Origin of the sequence: Pantoea sp. B_9, from assembly GCF_008632015.1 — a bacterium.
Classification (GTDB): Bacteria; Pseudomonadota; Gammaproteobacteria; order Enterobacterales; family Enterobacteriaceae; genus Pantoea; species Pantoea dispersa.
The window spans coordinates 985,384-999,980 of record NZ_VWVL01000001.1 but is presented as its reverse complement, the minus strand read 5'-3'; the positions used below and the strand labels follow the sequence as shown (position 1 = coordinate 999,980).

At 57.6% G+C, this 14,597-nt stretch carries 14 protein-coding genes; 9 read left to right on the top strand and 5 right to left on the bottom strand.

The window, feature by feature from the left end; all coding sequences use genetic code 11:
* Positions 1 to 7: 7 nt before the first annotated feature.
* Positions 8 to 901 (bottom strand): LysR substrate-binding domain-containing protein, encoded by an 894-nt coding sequence (locus tag F3I21_RS04760; protein WP_150058416.1) that lies wholly within the window; start codon positions 899 to 901, stop codon positions 8 to 10.
* Between the two features lie 100 nt (positions 902 to 1,001).
* Between F3I21_RS04760 and F3I21_RS04755 the strand changes: the two genes are divergently transcribed.
* Positions 1,002 to 1,736 (top strand): sulfite exporter TauE/SafE family protein, encoded by a 735-nt coding sequence (locus F3I21_RS04755; protein ID WP_150058415.1) that lies wholly within the window; start codon positions 1,002 to 1,004, stop codon positions 1,734 to 1,736.
* Between the two features lie 158 nt (positions 1,737 to 1,894).
* On the opposite strand, the gene F3I21_RS04750 is transcribed toward F3I21_RS04755, so the two are convergent.
* Both F3I21_RS04750 and F3I21_RS04745 read right to left on the bottom strand, forming a co-directional pair.
* On the bottom strand, positions 1,895 to 2,467 hold the full coding sequence (locus F3I21_RS04750) for a hypothetical protein (protein ID WP_104187066.1): 573 nt from the start codon (positions 2,465 to 2,467) through the stop codon (positions 1,895 to 1,897).
* 43 nt (positions 2,468 to 2,510) lie between these two features.
* A complete protein-coding gene (locus tag F3I21_RS04745; protein ID WP_150058414.1) occupies positions 2,511 to 3,923 on the bottom strand; it encodes a hypothetical protein in 1,413 nt (470 codons plus the stop codon).
* A gap of 397 nt (positions 3,924 to 4,320) precedes the next feature.
* Here F3I21_RS04745 and F3I21_RS04740 point away from each other — a divergent pair, with 397 nt between their 5' ends.
* Both F3I21_RS04740 and idi read left to right on the top strand, forming a co-directional pair.
* Complete coding sequence (locus F3I21_RS04740) at positions 4,321 to 6,216, top strand: methyl-accepting chemotaxis protein (protein WP_058769488.1); 1,896 nt, start codon at positions 4,321 to 4,323, stop codon at positions 6,214 to 6,216.
* Between the two features lie 193 nt (positions 6,217 to 6,409).
* Positions 6,410 to 6,943 carry an isopentenyl-diphosphate Delta-isomerase gene (gene idi / locus F3I21_RS04735; protein WP_058757829.1) on the top strand — a complete coding sequence of 178 codons (534 nt, stop codon included), beginning with the start codon at positions 6,410 to 6,412 and terminating at the stop codon, positions 6,941 to 6,943.
* Positions 6,944 to 6,974: 31 nt separating this feature from the next.
* On the opposite strand, the gene F3I21_RS04730 is transcribed toward idi, so the two are convergent.
* Positions 6,975 to 8,441: an MFS transporter gene (locus F3I21_RS04730; RefSeq protein WP_127833833.1), complete on the bottom strand. Its 1,467-nt coding sequence runs from the start codon at positions 8,439 to 8,441 to the stop codon at positions 6,975 to 6,977.
* A 217-nt stretch (positions 8,442 to 8,658) separates the two neighbouring features.
* On the opposite strand from F3I21_RS04730, the gene F3I21_RS04725 reads away from it, so the two are divergent.
* Genes F3I21_RS04725 through F3I21_RS04710 form a run of 4 tightly spaced genes read left to right on the top strand, consistent with a single transcriptional unit; the run spans position 8,659 to position 12,396 of the window.
* Complete coding sequence (locus F3I21_RS04725) at positions 8,659 to 9,567, top strand: ABC transporter substrate-binding protein (RefSeq protein ID WP_058780854.1); 909 nt, start codon at positions 8,659 to 8,661, stop codon at positions 9,565 to 9,567.
* Positions 9,568 to 9,570: 3 nt separating this feature from the next.
* Complete coding sequence (locus tag F3I21_RS04720) at positions 9,571 to 10,737, top strand: ABC transporter permease (protein WP_125308401.1); 1,167 nt, start codon at positions 9,571 to 9,573, stop codon at positions 10,735 to 10,737.
* Positions 10,730 to 11,665, top strand: coding sequence for an ABC transporter ATP-binding protein (locus F3I21_RS04715; RefSeq protein ID WP_021508457.1), 936 nt, complete (start codon positions 10,730 to 10,732; stop codon positions 11,663 to 11,665). Before F3I21_RS04720 ends, F3I21_RS04715 begins: the two co-directional genes overlap by 8 nt.
* Entirely contained in the window at positions 11,665 to 12,396 is a 732-nt protein-coding gene (locus F3I21_RS04710) for an ABC transporter permease (protein ID WP_058780851.1), read from the top strand. Before F3I21_RS04715 ends, F3I21_RS04710 begins: the two co-directional genes overlap by 1 nt.
* Positions 12,397 to 12,563: 167 nt before the next feature.
* Here the strand turns inward: F3I21_RS04710 and F3I21_RS04705 are convergent, their stop codons facing one another.
* Positions 12,564 to 13,298 carry a MerR family transcriptional regulator gene (locus F3I21_RS04705; RefSeq protein ID WP_031279872.1) on the bottom strand — a complete coding sequence of 245 codons (735 nt, stop codon included), beginning with the start codon at positions 13,296 to 13,298 and terminating at the stop codon, positions 12,564 to 12,566.
* Positions 13,299 to 13,450: 152 nt separating this feature from the next.
* Here F3I21_RS04705 and F3I21_RS04700 point away from each other — a divergent pair, with 152 nt between their 5' ends.
* Positions 13,451 to 14,014 carry a helix-turn-helix domain-containing protein gene (locus F3I21_RS04700; protein ID WP_058775322.1) on the top strand — a complete coding sequence of 188 codons (564 nt, stop codon included), beginning with the start codon at positions 13,451 to 13,453 and terminating at the stop codon, positions 14,012 to 14,014.
* Positions 14,011 to 14,529: a GNAT family N-acetyltransferase gene (locus F3I21_RS04695; RefSeq protein WP_150058413.1), complete on the top strand. Its 519-nt coding sequence runs from the start codon at positions 14,011 to 14,013 to the stop codon at positions 14,527 to 14,529. Before F3I21_RS04700 ends, F3I21_RS04695 begins: the two co-directional genes overlap by 4 nt.
* The last annotated feature ends 68 nt before the right edge of the window (positions 14,530 to 14,597 follow it).

Below are 14,597 nucleotides of genomic sequence, written 5' to 3'. Positions count from 1 at the left end.
GCGGGTATTAAGCGGATGCTTCCCGTTCCAGCCATGCGACAAAGCGGTTTAGCGAGGATGATTTATCCACGTCAGGCGCAATTAACGCCACGTAGCGGCTCCCCTTCGCCTCAATAGCTAACGGGGTGACAAGCCGGTTGCCCTGCAGATCATGTCCCAGCATTTGTATTCCACCGATACCCACACCGACGCCATCAATAATCGCCTGCAGACTAATATAATTGTGTTCGAATCGCTGAAAACGTTCCGGACGCACCTCCCCGACGCCAGCCTGCTTCATCCACCGTTCCCACTCGCCTGACCGCGTACTGGATAACACGACAACGTGGGTCGCCAGGTCTGCAGGGGTGTTCAGCGCTTTTGTGGCTAACAGTTTCGGCGCGGCAATCAGGGTGAGTTTTTCCTCAAATAACGCTTTCTTCTCAAAGTAACGCCATTCAGGTTTGTTCAGCGCATCCCGGCGAATCAATACGTCAAAGCCAGATAGCCCTTTCACCTCCGAACTGTTTGAGGTGGATACCGAGATTTCAATGTCAGGATATTGGCTATGGAATGCCGGCAGGCGCGGGATCAACCAGTGCATCGCAAAGGTGGTTTGCGCATTGACGCGTATCGTGCGGGTGTTGGATGTTTTGCCAAAGCGCACCGCAGCATCGCTGATGATGTCAAAAGCGGTGCTGATCTCTGCGGCAAAAGCCCGGGCATGTTCCGCCGCCACGCTGCGTTGTCCCTGACGTTCAAATAACGGTTGTCCCAGCCACGCTTCAAGCAATTTGATCTGACGGCTAACGGCACCGTGGGTCACCCCTAATTCCTCAGCCGCGTCACTCAGGCTGTTGGCGTGCGCGGCCGTTTCGAACAGCCGCAATGCATTCAACGGTGGCAGGTTACGTTTTTTCATCTGTGACTTTTAGTATCAGTGGTGGGCAATATTTATCGATATTATGATCGAATTGCCCTCATTAAGATGCGTGCTTTGCCGTTGAAAATGAGGAAAGTCAGTGGGTGAATATCTCTTTGTGACGCTGATCGCGATCCTCTCCGGAGCGCTGAGTGGCATCATCGGCACCGGTTCTTCGTTACTGCTACTACCGCTGATGGTCAGCAATTTCGGCCCCAGAGTGGCGATGCCGGTCATGGCTATCGCCGCAATCCTGGGAAATCTCTCGCGCATCGCGGTCTGGTGGCGTGAAATCGACTGGCGCGCCACTCTGGCCTATAGCCTTCCTGGCGTGCCAGCTGCGTCGTTAGGCGCGCATGTGCTGCTCTCTTTACCCGCCTGGATCACTGATGGCGCGCTGGGTCTGTTTTTCTGGGTGATGATTTTGGTCAGACGCAACCTGAAAAACAGTCACTGGACGCTCTCGATAAAGCAGTTAGGGCTTTGTGGTGGCGTGGTGGGTTTTCTGACCGGACTGGTTCTCTCCACCGGACCGGTGAGCGTGCTGATTTTTACCGCCTATGGATTGAGCCGTGGCGCGTTTATTGGCACGGAAGCATCGAGCGCCTTGCTGTTATATTTCAGCAAGGTCAGTACGTTTGCCTTTCAGCATGCGCTCTCAATGCAGGTTGTGCTCACCGGTGTGTTAGTGGGCAGTGGCATTATGCTGGGCACCCTGAGCACGAAGGTGATAGTCCAGAGACTGTCGGTCACACAATTTGCCGTGCTGATAGACGCCATTCTGTTTATTTCCGGCGCAGGATTGATCGTTAATGCCTGGTCAGGAGCACCATAAAATCAATCTTCATCTCCCTTGAAATAATTTAAGCGTAGCGGGTTAGCCCCATCGGCATCGCAACGAGAAGTCATAGTTGCAATAGGCAACGGATACTTTTCGCGCGATGCTGTGATGAGTCAGTTATGCAAGGTTCAGGTACGCAGGAAACAGACCTGTCAGATGATGACTACGCCGATTTTTGGGCATTCATCATAATGCGATGCGCCCCGGCACGAGCATAGATACACCGGTTCGTGAAAGCTTTTGGAGTATTGCTTGATCTCTTCCTGTGCACGGTCAACCGTCAATTTATGGAAAGAGTGATAAAAACCCACACACCAAAATGAACGCTGCTTAATTTCAGTCTCAATGTAGTGTGATTTAACGATTGAATTCACTTTGGATATGTCGTGCAACATTCCTTTGACTAACGTTGTCGCTTTTATTGCCCGCTTAAATTCAAGGTAGATGTACTGATCCTTGGCAGTATTAGGTTTTCTGAAAATCAAATCGACAAACATGTAAAAACGATTGAGTTTGCTTCTTTGATCAGATTTCGCCTTCAACTCCCTTCTGGTGTGAAAACCCTTCTCATTCAAAAGGAAATATTCAAACTCAATTTGAAACCATTTTTCCCAGTCGTTGTACTCATTGGCCACGACATGGGCAAATCTGGCTTTTACTTCCTTTTTTTTAATAAACTCTAACAGTGATTCCTTTACAAGCTCAAAATCTTTAAATTCACTCATTTCAGATACCATAAATAATAAATGCTGTGTGCCTGTCTGCTGATTAACGTATTACACTTACATTTTCCAGTTTCACCAGGCTTTCCGGCTTATCACCTACCTGCATAGCAACGGTCACGAACACATTGAGATCCTGCAGCCAGGCGAGTCTGACACGGCTACCCGCTTGTCCTGAATCAGTTTGCTGACACTCGACTAAGAGATATTTGCCGCTAAATTCATCCGCAATGCTCTTTGCGTCTCCCATCGAGGTTACCTTGCAGCGTAACCCTGAAGACGTAATTTTTTTATCGGAGTCAATACTCTCCCATTGCGCCTGATATTGTTGACCCGTTACTAGCGGAAAACGCAGATCCGTCTGCAACTTATTAAGGAGTGATGCGCCTGTGCTGATGGACATGGTGAACTTAAGCTGCAACTGATTAGCCAGCGTCAAACGTTGCACCTTCCAGATACCGTAATCTTCCAGCTTACGTACATAACCATTTGGCTGTGCATCCAGCTGAACTTCAACCTTACCGAGCGTGCTTACTTCGGTATAACGGATTTGTTTGAAGCGTGGCAGCGCCCAGGGTTTAATCAGTGCTTGTGCCTGCCGTTCAATTTCAGCAGAAAGAGAATACTTATCCAGCCACTGCGAATTATTTTTACTCAGGTCTGGCATTAATGGCCCCATCAACGTGGATGCTGGCTTATTCGCAGCGGACACAAAATGTCCTTCAGCGGTAAACTTTTTTCCTGCGGGTAACTGGCAGAGCTGATCGAAACGTTGTGTCATCTGAGTATCAATTTTGAAGCTACTCTTGCGGCGAACAAGATCAGCAGTGATGAGTGAATCTGTAACGCGCCCCTCGCTGTCGAAATTCATGGCAGCAATTACAGCACCCTGATGGGTCTTACAGTTGTACAGGTAGTGTTCTGTTTTTAATCCCAGCGGCGCATCGTAAGGCGGTTCCCAGATGATAGCTGCGTAATCATATCCCAGACGAACCGATAAAATGTCGCCAGTGTGTTGAATGCTATTCACATCGACCAGTTTGGTGGTGCCGATTTCAGACGTGGCTGATAACTTTTCCCATCGAGCCTCTTTTATGGGGAGTTTGCACACCTTGTGGATATCGTCTGCGGTAATTTGCTGATCATCCTGTGCAGGCGCATACCGGAGATAGCTGTTACCGTAATAACGAGCGATGGTAAAGCCCTTATCATTTAACAGATCCTTATACAGGAGCTGTGCTTTGCCCTGTTTGCAATCAATCGACCGCCATTGTTGCGCCGTTTTTCCGTTATTGAAGTTTAACGACACCATGAAATTTACCCGATCGTGGATGCGGGTAACGGAAAAGGGATTCGTGATGGCACCTGTTAATTCGGGCATATCTGCAGCCTGGACGCAAGAAAACGGCAGGAGACACAGCAAAGAAAGCGGACGAATTAAAGAGCGTACGAAGTACATATATGGTCCTTCATATATTGATTAAGAAGTTCAGGTATCGGCATCTTGCAGCAAATTTTTAGGCTCTGTGCGTGGGCAGCTTAGAAATGCACTATACGTGGGGCGAGTACGTCCGCTGTTAGCGCAACACAAAGGAACCAGCGCTTGCGCCATATTCCCTTTCAGGACGATTCCGGACGGCGAACTGAAGGCCGAAAGCCCGGCGTAGCGACTGGCACGGAAGTTAACACCAGAGCGGTCAGAAAGGGGGCAGGGTAAGGCCGGTGACAATAAGCGCTCTTATGATCACGCTATTCAATCAGTTAACCATTTTGTGATCTCGCGCACCTCAAGTTCCTCTGTAACAAGCCGTTAACCTCGATCAGGCAACTCGCCACACCAGGGTAAGGGCACACCGATGTTAAAAACCACACAATCCCGTTTTACCGCGACTTTAGTCGCATTCTTCGTTGTTCTTATGCTGGTCACCGTCCTGGTGATTAACCAGTTCATCGCACCGCAGCTTAGCCAGAACGAAAGCCGGCTGGTGCGCTATGAGGTGGATGGTCTCGCCGGGCGTATCGTCGAGCAGATGAACCGCGTGCAGGCGCAGCAGCGTGCCATTACCGAAGCGGCGGGCGTGATGGACAGCGCCGCCATTGATACGCTGCTGCCGGCGCTGGTTAATCAGTATCAGGACAGCAACGTGTTCGGCGGCGGTATCTGGCCGTTACCCAACCGGCGCGATCCGGCGAAAGAGAAAGACAGCTCGTTCTTTGCGCGTAACGCCAGCAACCAGCTGCAGGTCAACACCTACTGGAACTCCGATGCTGCCGACAAATACTGGGAGCAGCCGTGGTACAAAGATGGCATGGCCGCAGAAAAAGGCCAGTGCGCGTGGGCGAAGGCTTATCAGGATGCCGCCAGCCCGCAGCCGCGCACCAACTGCGCCATGGCGATTTACCGTAACGGCACTGTCTGGGGCGTCTCAACCATTGACGTCACGCTCGGCTTTTTCAACCAGCTGGCGCAGCAGATGGGTGAGGCGATTCATGGCCGCGTACTGATTGTCGAAGCGGACGGCAAAGTGGTCGGCAATGCCGCGTTGCTGGAGGGGACGCCGAAGCTGGAAAATCTGGCTGATACCCAACTGCCAATGGCGGCGGCGCTGAAAGGGCTGCTGGCACAGGCCGGTTCTCAGCCGTCGCAAACCACCTTCAGCGGAGAAGATGGTGAGCACACGCTGTTCCTGCAGGCCATTCCCGGCAGCCCGTGGTATCTGGCCAGCGACGTGCCGTCCGCGCTGCTGGATGCGCAGACGCACAGCATGCTGACCCGTCTCGGCCTGGTCCAGATCCCGCTGGCGATTCTGCTGCTGCTGGTGTTGCTTGGCTTTGTCCGCGCGATGATGAAACGCCTGAATCTGCTGCATCAAAACATCGAAGCGCTGTCGACCGGTGGTGCGGATCTGACGCAGCGTCTGCCAGCCAGCAATAGCCCGGAATTCAATGCCGTGGCGCAAAGCTTTAACCAGTTCATCGCCCATTTGCAGGGGCTGATGCGCCAGGTGGGCGACAGCGCACTGGCGATTACCGCGGCTTCACGCGAAATCGCCAGCGGCAACGCCGATCTCTCGGCGCGGACGGAATCGCAGGCGAGTTCCATTGTGCAAACCGCCGCGTCGATGGAAGAGCTGACCGGCACGGTGCGTCAGAACGCCGACAACGCCACGCACGCTAACCAGCTGGCAGATGGCGCGTCCCAGGTGGCGGCGCGCGGCAGTGAAGTGGTGCGTCAGGTGGTCAGCACCATGGGTGAAATCCATCACTCCTCGCGTAAGGTGGTGGATATCATCAGCGTCATCGACAGCATCGCCTTCCAGACCAACATTCTGGCGCTCAACGCGGCGGTAGAAGCGGCACGCGCCGGTGAACAGGGTCGCGGGTTTGCCGTGGTGGCTTCGGAGGTACGCAATCTGGCGCAGCGTTCCGCCAACTCGGCGCGCGAAATCAAGAAGCTGATTGAAGAGTCGGTAGCTAATATCGACACCGGCAGCCAGCTGGTGGAGCAGGCCGGACAAACCATGGATGAGCTGATGCAGGGCGTCAGCAGCGTCACAACGCTGATGAGCGAAATCATGTCCGCCAGCCGCGAGCAGAGCATGGGGATCGAACAGGTGAACGTGGCGATTACCCAGCTCGACGGCAGCACCCAGCAGAACGCGGCGCTGGTGGAGCAGGTCTCGGCAGCGGCACGCGCCATGGAAGAGCAGAGCGTGCAGCTTGAGCAGGTAGTGCACGGCTTCAAACTGTAATTCATCCCGTCAGAGAGCACAGCGGCGCGTTTTTTGCGCCGCTGTCACGCTTTTCCCCGCCTTTTTCTGCTGAATTATCTGCTGGCTGCTAAGCTTACTGCTTATCGCGCCAGCGCACGGAATGTGCGCGATTTTCTCCGCTGCCGCTTCCGCTATTGTGTACAATAGTGGGGATTTTTCCGAAGGAGTTGTCATGCCCGCCATTGAAGTTATCCTCGTTGACCACCTCGATCGTCCCACCGGCAAGATGGAAAAGCTGGAAGTGCATGAGAAAGGATTGCTGCATCGTGCGGTAACGGTTTACGTGTTCAATTCGCGCCATGAACTGTTGCTGCAGCGCCGGGCGCAAAGCAAGTATCATTGCGGCGGTTTGTGGAGCAATACCTGCTGCAGCCATCCCTACCCGCAGGAGCCGACGCGCGATGCAGCTGAGCGCCGCCTGCGTGAAGAGATGGGACTGGATCTGGCGTTAACGCCGGTGTTTGAACTGAGCTATAACCTGCCGCTCAGCAACGGTCTGATCGAACACGAGTACGGTCACGTGTTTTTCGCCATCAGTGACGAAGTGCCGGTGCTCAACCTTGATGAGGCTGACGACTGGTGTTACCGCTCAGTCGAACAGATTCAGCAGGAGATGCGCGACAATCCGGCAAAATTCACGCCGTGGTTCCTGCACACTTTTCCGCGCATCCCCAACACGCTGGGCGATTTCCGCCTCACCGCCTGAGCCAACGCCTCATCGCTGAGGCGTTATCCGCTTACTGAAAATCTTCCGCATCGACGTCATAGCCTGACGGTTCCCAGCGAATCGCCAGCAGCGCCAGTAATCCGGCCAGCGGTGCGAGCAGGATTACCCAGAACACGCCGGTGCCGAACGCCGCGACCAGCAGCGGAAACACAAACAGGGATACCGTCGAACTGGCGCGCATCAGCGTCTGGTTAAAGCCGACGCCCACGCCGCGCAGCGAAGCCGGATAGCTCAGCGAGGCAAACGTCATGGTGTGCGAACCCGGACCAAACCCCTGACCGAACAGGAATAGCGCCAGCATGGCAATCGCCAGTGCCGCTTCCTCGCCGCCGGCCGGGCGACCAATCAGCGCCAGGCCCAGCAGCGCCGCACACTGGCAGGCGTAACCGGCCACCGACATCTTCCATGCGCCCAGTCGCGGCACCAGTCGTACCGCCAGCAGCCCCCCGACAAAGGCAAACAGCAGGTTAAGCGCCAGCGAGACCAGAATGGTGGTCAGCATCGACTGCGCGAGGAAGCTGGAGATGATCACCGGCAGGCCAAAGGCCACGGCGTTATAGGCGAACGACGAGGCAATCGAGGTTATCGTTGCCAGCAGCGTACGGCGGCGGTAAACGCCCTGCAGCAGCGCGCCGTAGTTGCGCCAGCTGGCTTTACGTACTGGCTGGGAGGCAGTGAGCTCGGCATCCTGCGCGACCTCCGCGTTGATGTTATATGACCGCCGCAGGATTGCCGCTGCACCCTGCAGGTTGCCCTGATTTGCTGCCCAGATCGGTGATTCGCTCATGTAACGACTGCGGATGGCGATGATCAACAGCGCCGGTACCGCGCCAAAGCCGAGGATCAGCCGCCACAGCCAGTCAGTATGGCTCTCTGGCAGCACCGCATACAGCAGCAGCACCAGCAAATAGGAGATGCTGATCGCCGCGTACCAGGTGGGACACCACATCGCGACACTGGCGGCCTTATTGCCCTGACCGCGCAGTCGGGAGAACTCCGCCAGAAACGCCATCGCCACCGGCAGATCGATGCCGACGCCGAGCCCCATCACAAAGCGCGCCGCCGCCAGCACGTACTCGTTCGGCGCAAAGGCACAGGCCAGTGCCGCCACCACGAAAAAGAACATATCGGCCATGAAAACCCGATAGCGGCCAATTTTATCGGTGAGATAGCCACCGATCAGCGCGCCAACAATCGCGCCAAAGGTGATGGCCGACGCCACCATGCCGGTGCCGGCGGGCGTCAGATTGAATTCGCGCGTGACATCTTTAATACCGAAGGCCAGCGCACCGAGATCGTAGGCATCGAGAAAAACCCCGCCCAGCGCAATGGCGATGACGATGCGTGCATTGCTGCGCGAGGCGTTACTGTTGTTGACCAGCCGCGTCACGTCGGCTGCACTGCGAATCCACTGCGTCTCGCCCTGCGGCGTATTCCCTGCCAGCGCCACGTGCGCCGAAGAAGTTAAGTCAGACATGATGTTGTGTGATTTATTGTAAAGAGTGGGGCTATGAGCATAAGCCGCGCCACGGATGTGAAAAATTCTATTTGGTTATAAGTGCAACCAAAGCGTTCTATAAAACCGGCAACGGATAGCAGAAAAAGAACGAATTGCGCCGCTTGACCGCACCCATCCCGTTTCGCCAGGCTACGCTTGATAATCACTGAAAGAAAATAATGCTGAGGAAAGCGCCATGATTAAGCAGGGTTTATTGGGGATGATCGCATTCGCGATGAGTGTCGGGGCCGTGCAGGCAGCGGACCCGGTCAAGGTAGGTTCCAAGATCGATACTGAAGGTTCGCTGCTCGGCAACATCATTCTGCAGGTGCTGAACCAGCATGGGGTAAAAACCGTGAATAAAATCCAGCTCGGTACCACGCAGGTGGTGCGCGGCGCAATCACCGCCGGTGAGCTGGATATCTACCCGGAATATACCGGCAACGGGGCGTTCTTCTTCAATGATGAGAAGGACGCGGCGTGGAAAAACGCGCAGCAGGGCTATGAAAAGGTGAAAAAGCTCGATGCAGAGAAAAATCATCTGGTATGGCTGACGCCAGCACCGGCTAACAACACCTGGACCATTGCGGTGCGCGGCGATGTCGCGCAGCAGAATAACCTGCAATCCCTCGACGATCTCAGCGCTTACCTGAAAAAAGGCGGCACCTTTAAGCTGGCGGCGTCGGCGGAGTTCATCGAGCGCAGCGATGCGCTGCCGGCGTTTGAGAAAGCCTACAACTTCAAGCTGGGCCAGTCACAGCTGCTGTCTCTGGCCGGCGGGGACACCGCTGTTACCATCAAAGCGGCCGCCCAGCAAACGTCCGGCGTCAATGCGGCGATGGCTTACGGTACCGACGGCCCGGTCGCGGCGCTCGGCCTGCAAACCCTGAGCGACCCGAAGGGCGTACAGCCGATTTACGCGCCCGCGCCGGTGATCCGCGCCAGCGTGCTGCAACAGTACCCGCAGATTGCCGACTGGCTGCAGCCGGTATTCAGCAAGCTGGATGAGAAAACCCTGCAGCAGCTCAACGCGCAAATCGCCGTTGACGGTCAGGACGCCAGCCAGGTGGCGCAGCAGTGGCTGCAGCAGAATAAGTTGCTGTAAGCGGTGCTGTCACGGATAAACCGACCGCGCCAGCAGTCGGTGCTGCTGGTGCTGACGTTGCTGATCACGCTGGCGCTGGGAGCGCTACCGCTGCTGAGCTATGCGGCCAACCGGCTGGTCTCCGGACAGCCGCTGATGCTTTGGCAGGTAACGGCAGGCTGGCTGCTGCTGCTGCCGCTGTTATGGCTATGGCTGGGATTGTGGTGGCCGCCGGGACGCGGTGCGGCGCTGGCGCAGTTGCTGGGCGCGGAGCTACTGTTCGCCCTGCTGATTGGCATCGGCGGCCACGCCGCCAGTGAGCTGGCCCGCAGCGGCAGCCCGCTGGCGCGCACCGCGCTGGGCAGCGGCCTATGGTGTGCGGCAGGATTAGCGCTGCTGCTGGCGGCCGAAGCGATTCGCCAGCTTAGCCAGCAGACGCCGCTGCGTATTCTGCTTAATCTGCAACTGTGGCTGCCGCCGCTGATACTGCTGCTGAGTGGTCAGCTGGACGCGCTGTCGCTGCTGAAAGAGTACAGCAATCGCACCGCCGTCTTTAACGCCGCGTTCAGCCAGCATCTGCTGCTGCTGGGCGGCACGCTGTTGCCCACCTTGCTGATTGGTCTGCCGCTGGGACTCGCCATCGCGCGTCGCGCCCGCTGGCAACATGCCGCCTTCAGCGTGCTGAATCTGATCCAGACCGTGCCGTCTGTGGCGTTGTTTGGCCTGCTGATTGCACCGCTGGCCGGGCTGGCGGCGCATTTTCCGCAGCTGGCGCGCCTCGGTATCAGCGGGATTGGCGTCGCGCCGGCGCTGATTGCGCTGGTGCTGTATGCACTGCTGCCGCTGGTGCGCAGCGTGGTCGCGGGGCTACAGCAGGTGCCGCAGGAGGTGCGTGAAACCGCGCGCGGCATGGGCATGAGCGGCTGGCAGCAGTTCTGGCACGCCGAGCTGCCGCTGGCGCTGCCGGTGTGGCTCTCCGGACTGCGCGTGGTGGTGGTGCAAACCGTCGGGCTGGCGGTAGTCGCCGCACTGATTGGAGCCGGCGGCTTCGGCGCCATTGTGTTTCAGGGACTGCTGAGCAGCGCACTGGATCTGGTGCTGCTGGGCGTGATTCCGGTGGTGGCGCTGGCGGTGATATTCGATGCGCTGCTGCGATTGCTGTCGGCGCTGCTGGAGAGAGGACATGATTGAATTTCATCAGGTGAGCAAAGCGTTCGCCGGTAAAGAGGCGATTCGCAACCTGTCGCTGAAGATTGAGAAGGGCAGTTTTACCGTGCTGATTGGCACGTCCGGCTCGGGTAAATCCACCACGCTGAAGATGATAAACCGGCTGGTTGAGCATGACAGCGGCGAAATCCGTTTTGCCGGTGAGCCGATCGAGCAGATGGATGCGCGCGCGCTGCGGCGGCGCATTGGCTATGCCATTCAGTCCATCGGCCTGTTTCCACACTGGAATGTGGCCAAAAATATCGCCACTGTGCCGTCGCTGCTCGGCTGGCCGCGGGAAAAAATTGCCGCACGGGTTGAGGAGCTGCTGGCGCTGCTCAATCTCGACAGTCAGCTGGCGTCGCGCTATCCGCACCAGCTCTCCGGCGGTCAGCAGCAGCGTGTTGGCGTGGCGCGCGCGCTGGCGGCCGATCCGGAACTGCTGCTGATGGATGAACCGTTCGGCGCGCTCGATCCGGTCAACCGGCAGGCGCTGCAGCAGGAGATGCTGCGCATTCAGCAGCTGTCGGGGCGCACCGTGGTGCTGGTGACGCACGATATCGACGAAGCGTTAACCCTAGCCGATCAGCTGGTGCTGATGGACGGCGGAGAGATTGTGCAGCAGGGACGGCCGATTGACCTGCTGACGCAGCCTGCCAGTGATTTCGCGCGCCAGTTCTTTGGCCGCAGCGAGCTGGGCGTGCGTCTGCTGGCGCTGGGGCGGGCCGGCAGTGCGGCACGACGCGGTGAGTGGCTGGAGGCGGAGCCGATCGCCGCCGGGCTGACGCTACGCGAGGCGCTGTCGCAGTTTATTGCGCGCCGCACCGACAAATTACCGGTTGTCGATCAGCATCAGCAGCCGCTGGGCGTGCTGCACTTTAGCGATTTGCTGCGACAGCAGGAGGCGGGCTGATGCGAATGCTGCGCGATCCGCTCTACTGGCTGCTGGGGGTATTTCTGCTGTTGCTGTGGGGGTTACCGCACAGTGCGCCGCTGTTTGCGCACTGGTTTCCACAGCTTGAGCGTCCGCTGTACCAGCAGGAGAGTTTCTGGCAGCTGGCGCTGGCCCATCTGTTGCTGGTGATCAGCGGCAGCGCGCTGGCGATTGTGGTGGGCGTTGGCTGTGCGGTCTTCGCTACCCGTCACGGCGGCAGGGCGTTCCGCCCGCTGCTGGAGACGCTGGCGGCTGCCGGTCAGACCTTTCCGCCGGTGGCGGTGCTGGCGATTGCCGTGCCGGTCATGGGCTTTGGCGCTGCGCCGGCGGTGATGGCGCTGTTTCTGTATGGGCTGTTGCCGATTCTGCAAGGCACGCTGGCGGGACTGGACAGCGTTCCGGCCAGCAGCCGTGAGATCGCCGTCGGTCTGGGAATGGGACCGTGGCGGCGTCTGTGGCAGATAGAGCTGGCGCTGGCGGCACCGGTGATTATGGCGGGCGTGCGCACCTCTGTGATGATCAACATCGGCACCGCGACCATCGCCTCAACCGTCGGAGCGGAGAGTCTGGGTTCGCCGGTAATTATCGGTCTGAGCGGCTTCAATACCGCCTATGTGATTCAGGGCGCGCTGCTGGTGGCGCTGCTGGCGCTGATCTGCGACCGGCTGCTGGAGCGGTTGCAGCACGCACTCAGTGGGTATGCAGAATAAGGCTGTAGCCAACCAGCATCATGCCGCCCATGCCGCCAATCGCCATGATGGCAAACAGGGTGCCAATGAGAATTTTATTCCAGTTCATAGGTAAACCTGAGAAAAGTCATGAAGTGCGGCATGATAACGCGCACATGCGGTAAGGCAAAGGCCGCATGTGCGATTTTTCAGGTCGGTTCGTGGACGTGAATCGAGAAGCCCTGAGCCTGCCAGTGTTCGAACTGCTCCAGCTGGCGGCGCGTCGGCTTTTTACCGGTCCAGATGAACAGATGCTGGCCGGGAAACAGCTCCGGACGCGGCATATCCAGCGGTTCCGCCAGCACATCAATGCGCCAGCCCTGCTGCGCTAAGCGCCAGGCTTCCAGCCAGATGCGGGTGCGATCTTCTACGCCCCAGCCAATCATTAAGGCATCTTTGCCGGCTTTTTTACGCGCGCCTGCCAGACAGAACGCGACATAATCAATCAGTGCGCCGTCCAGCAGACTGCACATGGTGCGGGCGGTATTTTGATCCAGCCCGAGACGCTGGCGTACCGGTACAAAAACGTGGTCAATCAGCGCATCGACCGGGTGTTCACGGCCAATGGTGGCGATTTTGGTGCGCAGTTTGGAGGCGCGCACGTGGCGCAGCACGCTCATCAGCTCTTCCTGCAGCGCCGTCCAGCCGTCATGCACGTTGAAGGTCTCTCCTTCAAGCAGGGCTTTGACTTTGCCAACAGGCACACCGCTCTCTATCCAGCGTTTGATCTCTTCGATCCGCTGAACATCTTCATCATCAAATTGTCGATGACCACCCTCAGTGCGCTGCGGCTTTAACAATCCATAACGACGCTGCCAGGCGCGCAGGGTTACCGGGTTAATTCCACAGCGCTCGGCAACATCACCGATACTGTATAAGGCCATGGCATCCTCTAAAATTCTGACCTGCATAACAACACCTTAACCGCCAGAGTGAGCTTGTACAATGATTATTTTATTGTACAACTTGACCCACTGCACGATTTCGGGCTTTATCTCTTATGTGAGATTTATTTCCCGAAAATGAGAGGTTAAAGATGTCTGCTCTAAATACGGAAGATCGGCTTGCGGCACGTCTGGCGGAATTACGCCTGCAGCGCGGCTGGTCGCTGGATGAACTGGCTCTGGCAACCGGCATTAGCCGGGCATCATTGTCGCGCATTGAGCGCGCCGAGACCAGCCCTACCGCCGCTTTGCTTAATCGCTTGTGCGTGGCCTACGGTTTAACCATGTCGCGACTGCTCAGCGAAGTAGAAGAAGAAGCGGCGCTGCTGCTGAAAGCGGAGCAGCAGCCGGTCTGGCAGGACACGCTCAGCGGCTTCCAGCGGCGCAACGTCTCGCCGCCGGCCAGTCAGTTTAAAGCGGAGCTGGTGGAGGGCGTGCTGCGTCCGGGCGCGCGCATTGATTATGATGCGCCGCCGGTACAGGGGCTGGAACAGCACATCTGGCTGCAGTCGGGCGAGCTGACCATCACCATGGAGACGCAGAGCTGGACGCTACAGGCCGGCGATTGCCTGCGCTTCCACCTCAGCGGACGTTCCTCTTTTCAGGCGCATGCCGAAGGCGGCGCGCGCTACATTCTGGTGGTGTGCAAACCATGATTGAAATCGACTCTCTCAGCGCCACCCAGGCGCAGGCGCAGCTGGCGTCACTGTGTGAGGTGCTGCACGGCTGCGTGGCAGACGGTGCCAGCGTCGGCTTCATTGACGCAGACGATCGCGCAGTGATGGCGCGTTTCTGGCAGGACAAAATTTACAGCCTGGCGAGCGGCGATAACCAGCTGCTGGTGGCCTGGCAAGCGGGAGAAATAGTGGCCACGGTGATGCTGGGCTTCAGCAGTATGCCCAACGGCCGCCATCGCGCGGAGATCAGCAAGCTGCTGGTGCATCCGCGTGCGCGACGTCAGGGCATTGCGCGCCGTCTGATGTTACGTGCCGAACAGCTGGCGCAGCAGCAGGGAAAAACGCTGCTGGTGCTGGATACGCGCAGCGGCGATGTGGCCAGCGCGCTCTATCTGTCGCTCGGCTGGCAGGTGGCGGGTTCGATTCCGTACTATGCCGAATCCACGGCCGGCGAGCTGGATGCTACCACGGTGATGTATAAGCGGCTGACGTAAGCGTTCTGGTTGCTGTTACCGGACGCCGCCTCTCCCTTGTCCGCAGGCTGCGTCTCCCTCTCCCGGTG

Excerpts from the sequence above, each read along its gene's own strand:
- F3I21_RS04760 (WP_150058416.1), bottom strand. The coding sequence starts at position 901 with ATGAAAAAACGTAACCTGCCACCGTTGAATGCATTGCGGCTGTTCGAA.
- F3I21_RS04750 (WP_104187066.1), bottom strand. The coding sequence starts at position 2,467 with ATGAGTGAATTTAAAGATTTTGAGCTTGTAAAGGAATCACTGTTAGAG.
- F3I21_RS04745 (WP_150058414.1), bottom strand. The coding sequence starts at position 3,923 with ATGTACTTCGTACGCTCTTTAATTCGTCCGCTTTCTTTGCTGTGTCTC.
- F3I21_RS04740 (WP_058769488.1), top strand. The coding sequence starts at position 4,321 with ATGTTAAAAACCACACAATCCCGTTTTACCGCGACTTTAGTCGCATTC.
- idi (WP_058757829.1), top strand. The coding sequence starts at position 6,410 with ATGCCCGCCATTGAAGTTATCCTCGTTGACCACCTCGATCGTCCCACC.
- F3I21_RS04730 (WP_127833833.1), bottom strand. The coding sequence starts at position 8,441 with ATGTCTGACTTAACTTCTTCGGCGCACGTGGCGCTGGCAGGGAATACG.
- F3I21_RS04725 (WP_058780854.1), top strand. The coding sequence starts at position 8,659 with ATGATTAAGCAGGGTTTATTGGGGATGATCGCATTCGCGATGAGTGTC.
- F3I21_RS04715 (WP_021508457.1), top strand. The coding sequence starts at position 10,730 with ATGATTGAATTTCATCAGGTGAGCAAAGCGTTCGCCGGTAAAGAGGCG.
- F3I21_RS04710 (WP_058780851.1), top strand. The coding sequence starts at position 11,665 with ATGCGAATGCTGCGCGATCCGCTCTACTGGCTGCTGGGGGTATTTCTG.
- F3I21_RS04705 (WP_031279872.1), bottom strand. The coding sequence starts at position 13,298 with ATGGCCTTATACAGTATCGGTGATGTTGCCGAGCGCTGTGGAATTAAC.
- F3I21_RS04700 (WP_058775322.1), top strand. The coding sequence starts at position 13,451 with ATGTCTGCTCTAAATACGGAAGATCGGCTTGCGGCACGTCTGGCGGAA.
- F3I21_RS04695 (WP_150058413.1), top strand. The coding sequence starts at position 14,011 with ATGATTGAAATCGACTCTCTCAGCGCCACCCAGGCGCAGGCGCAGCTG.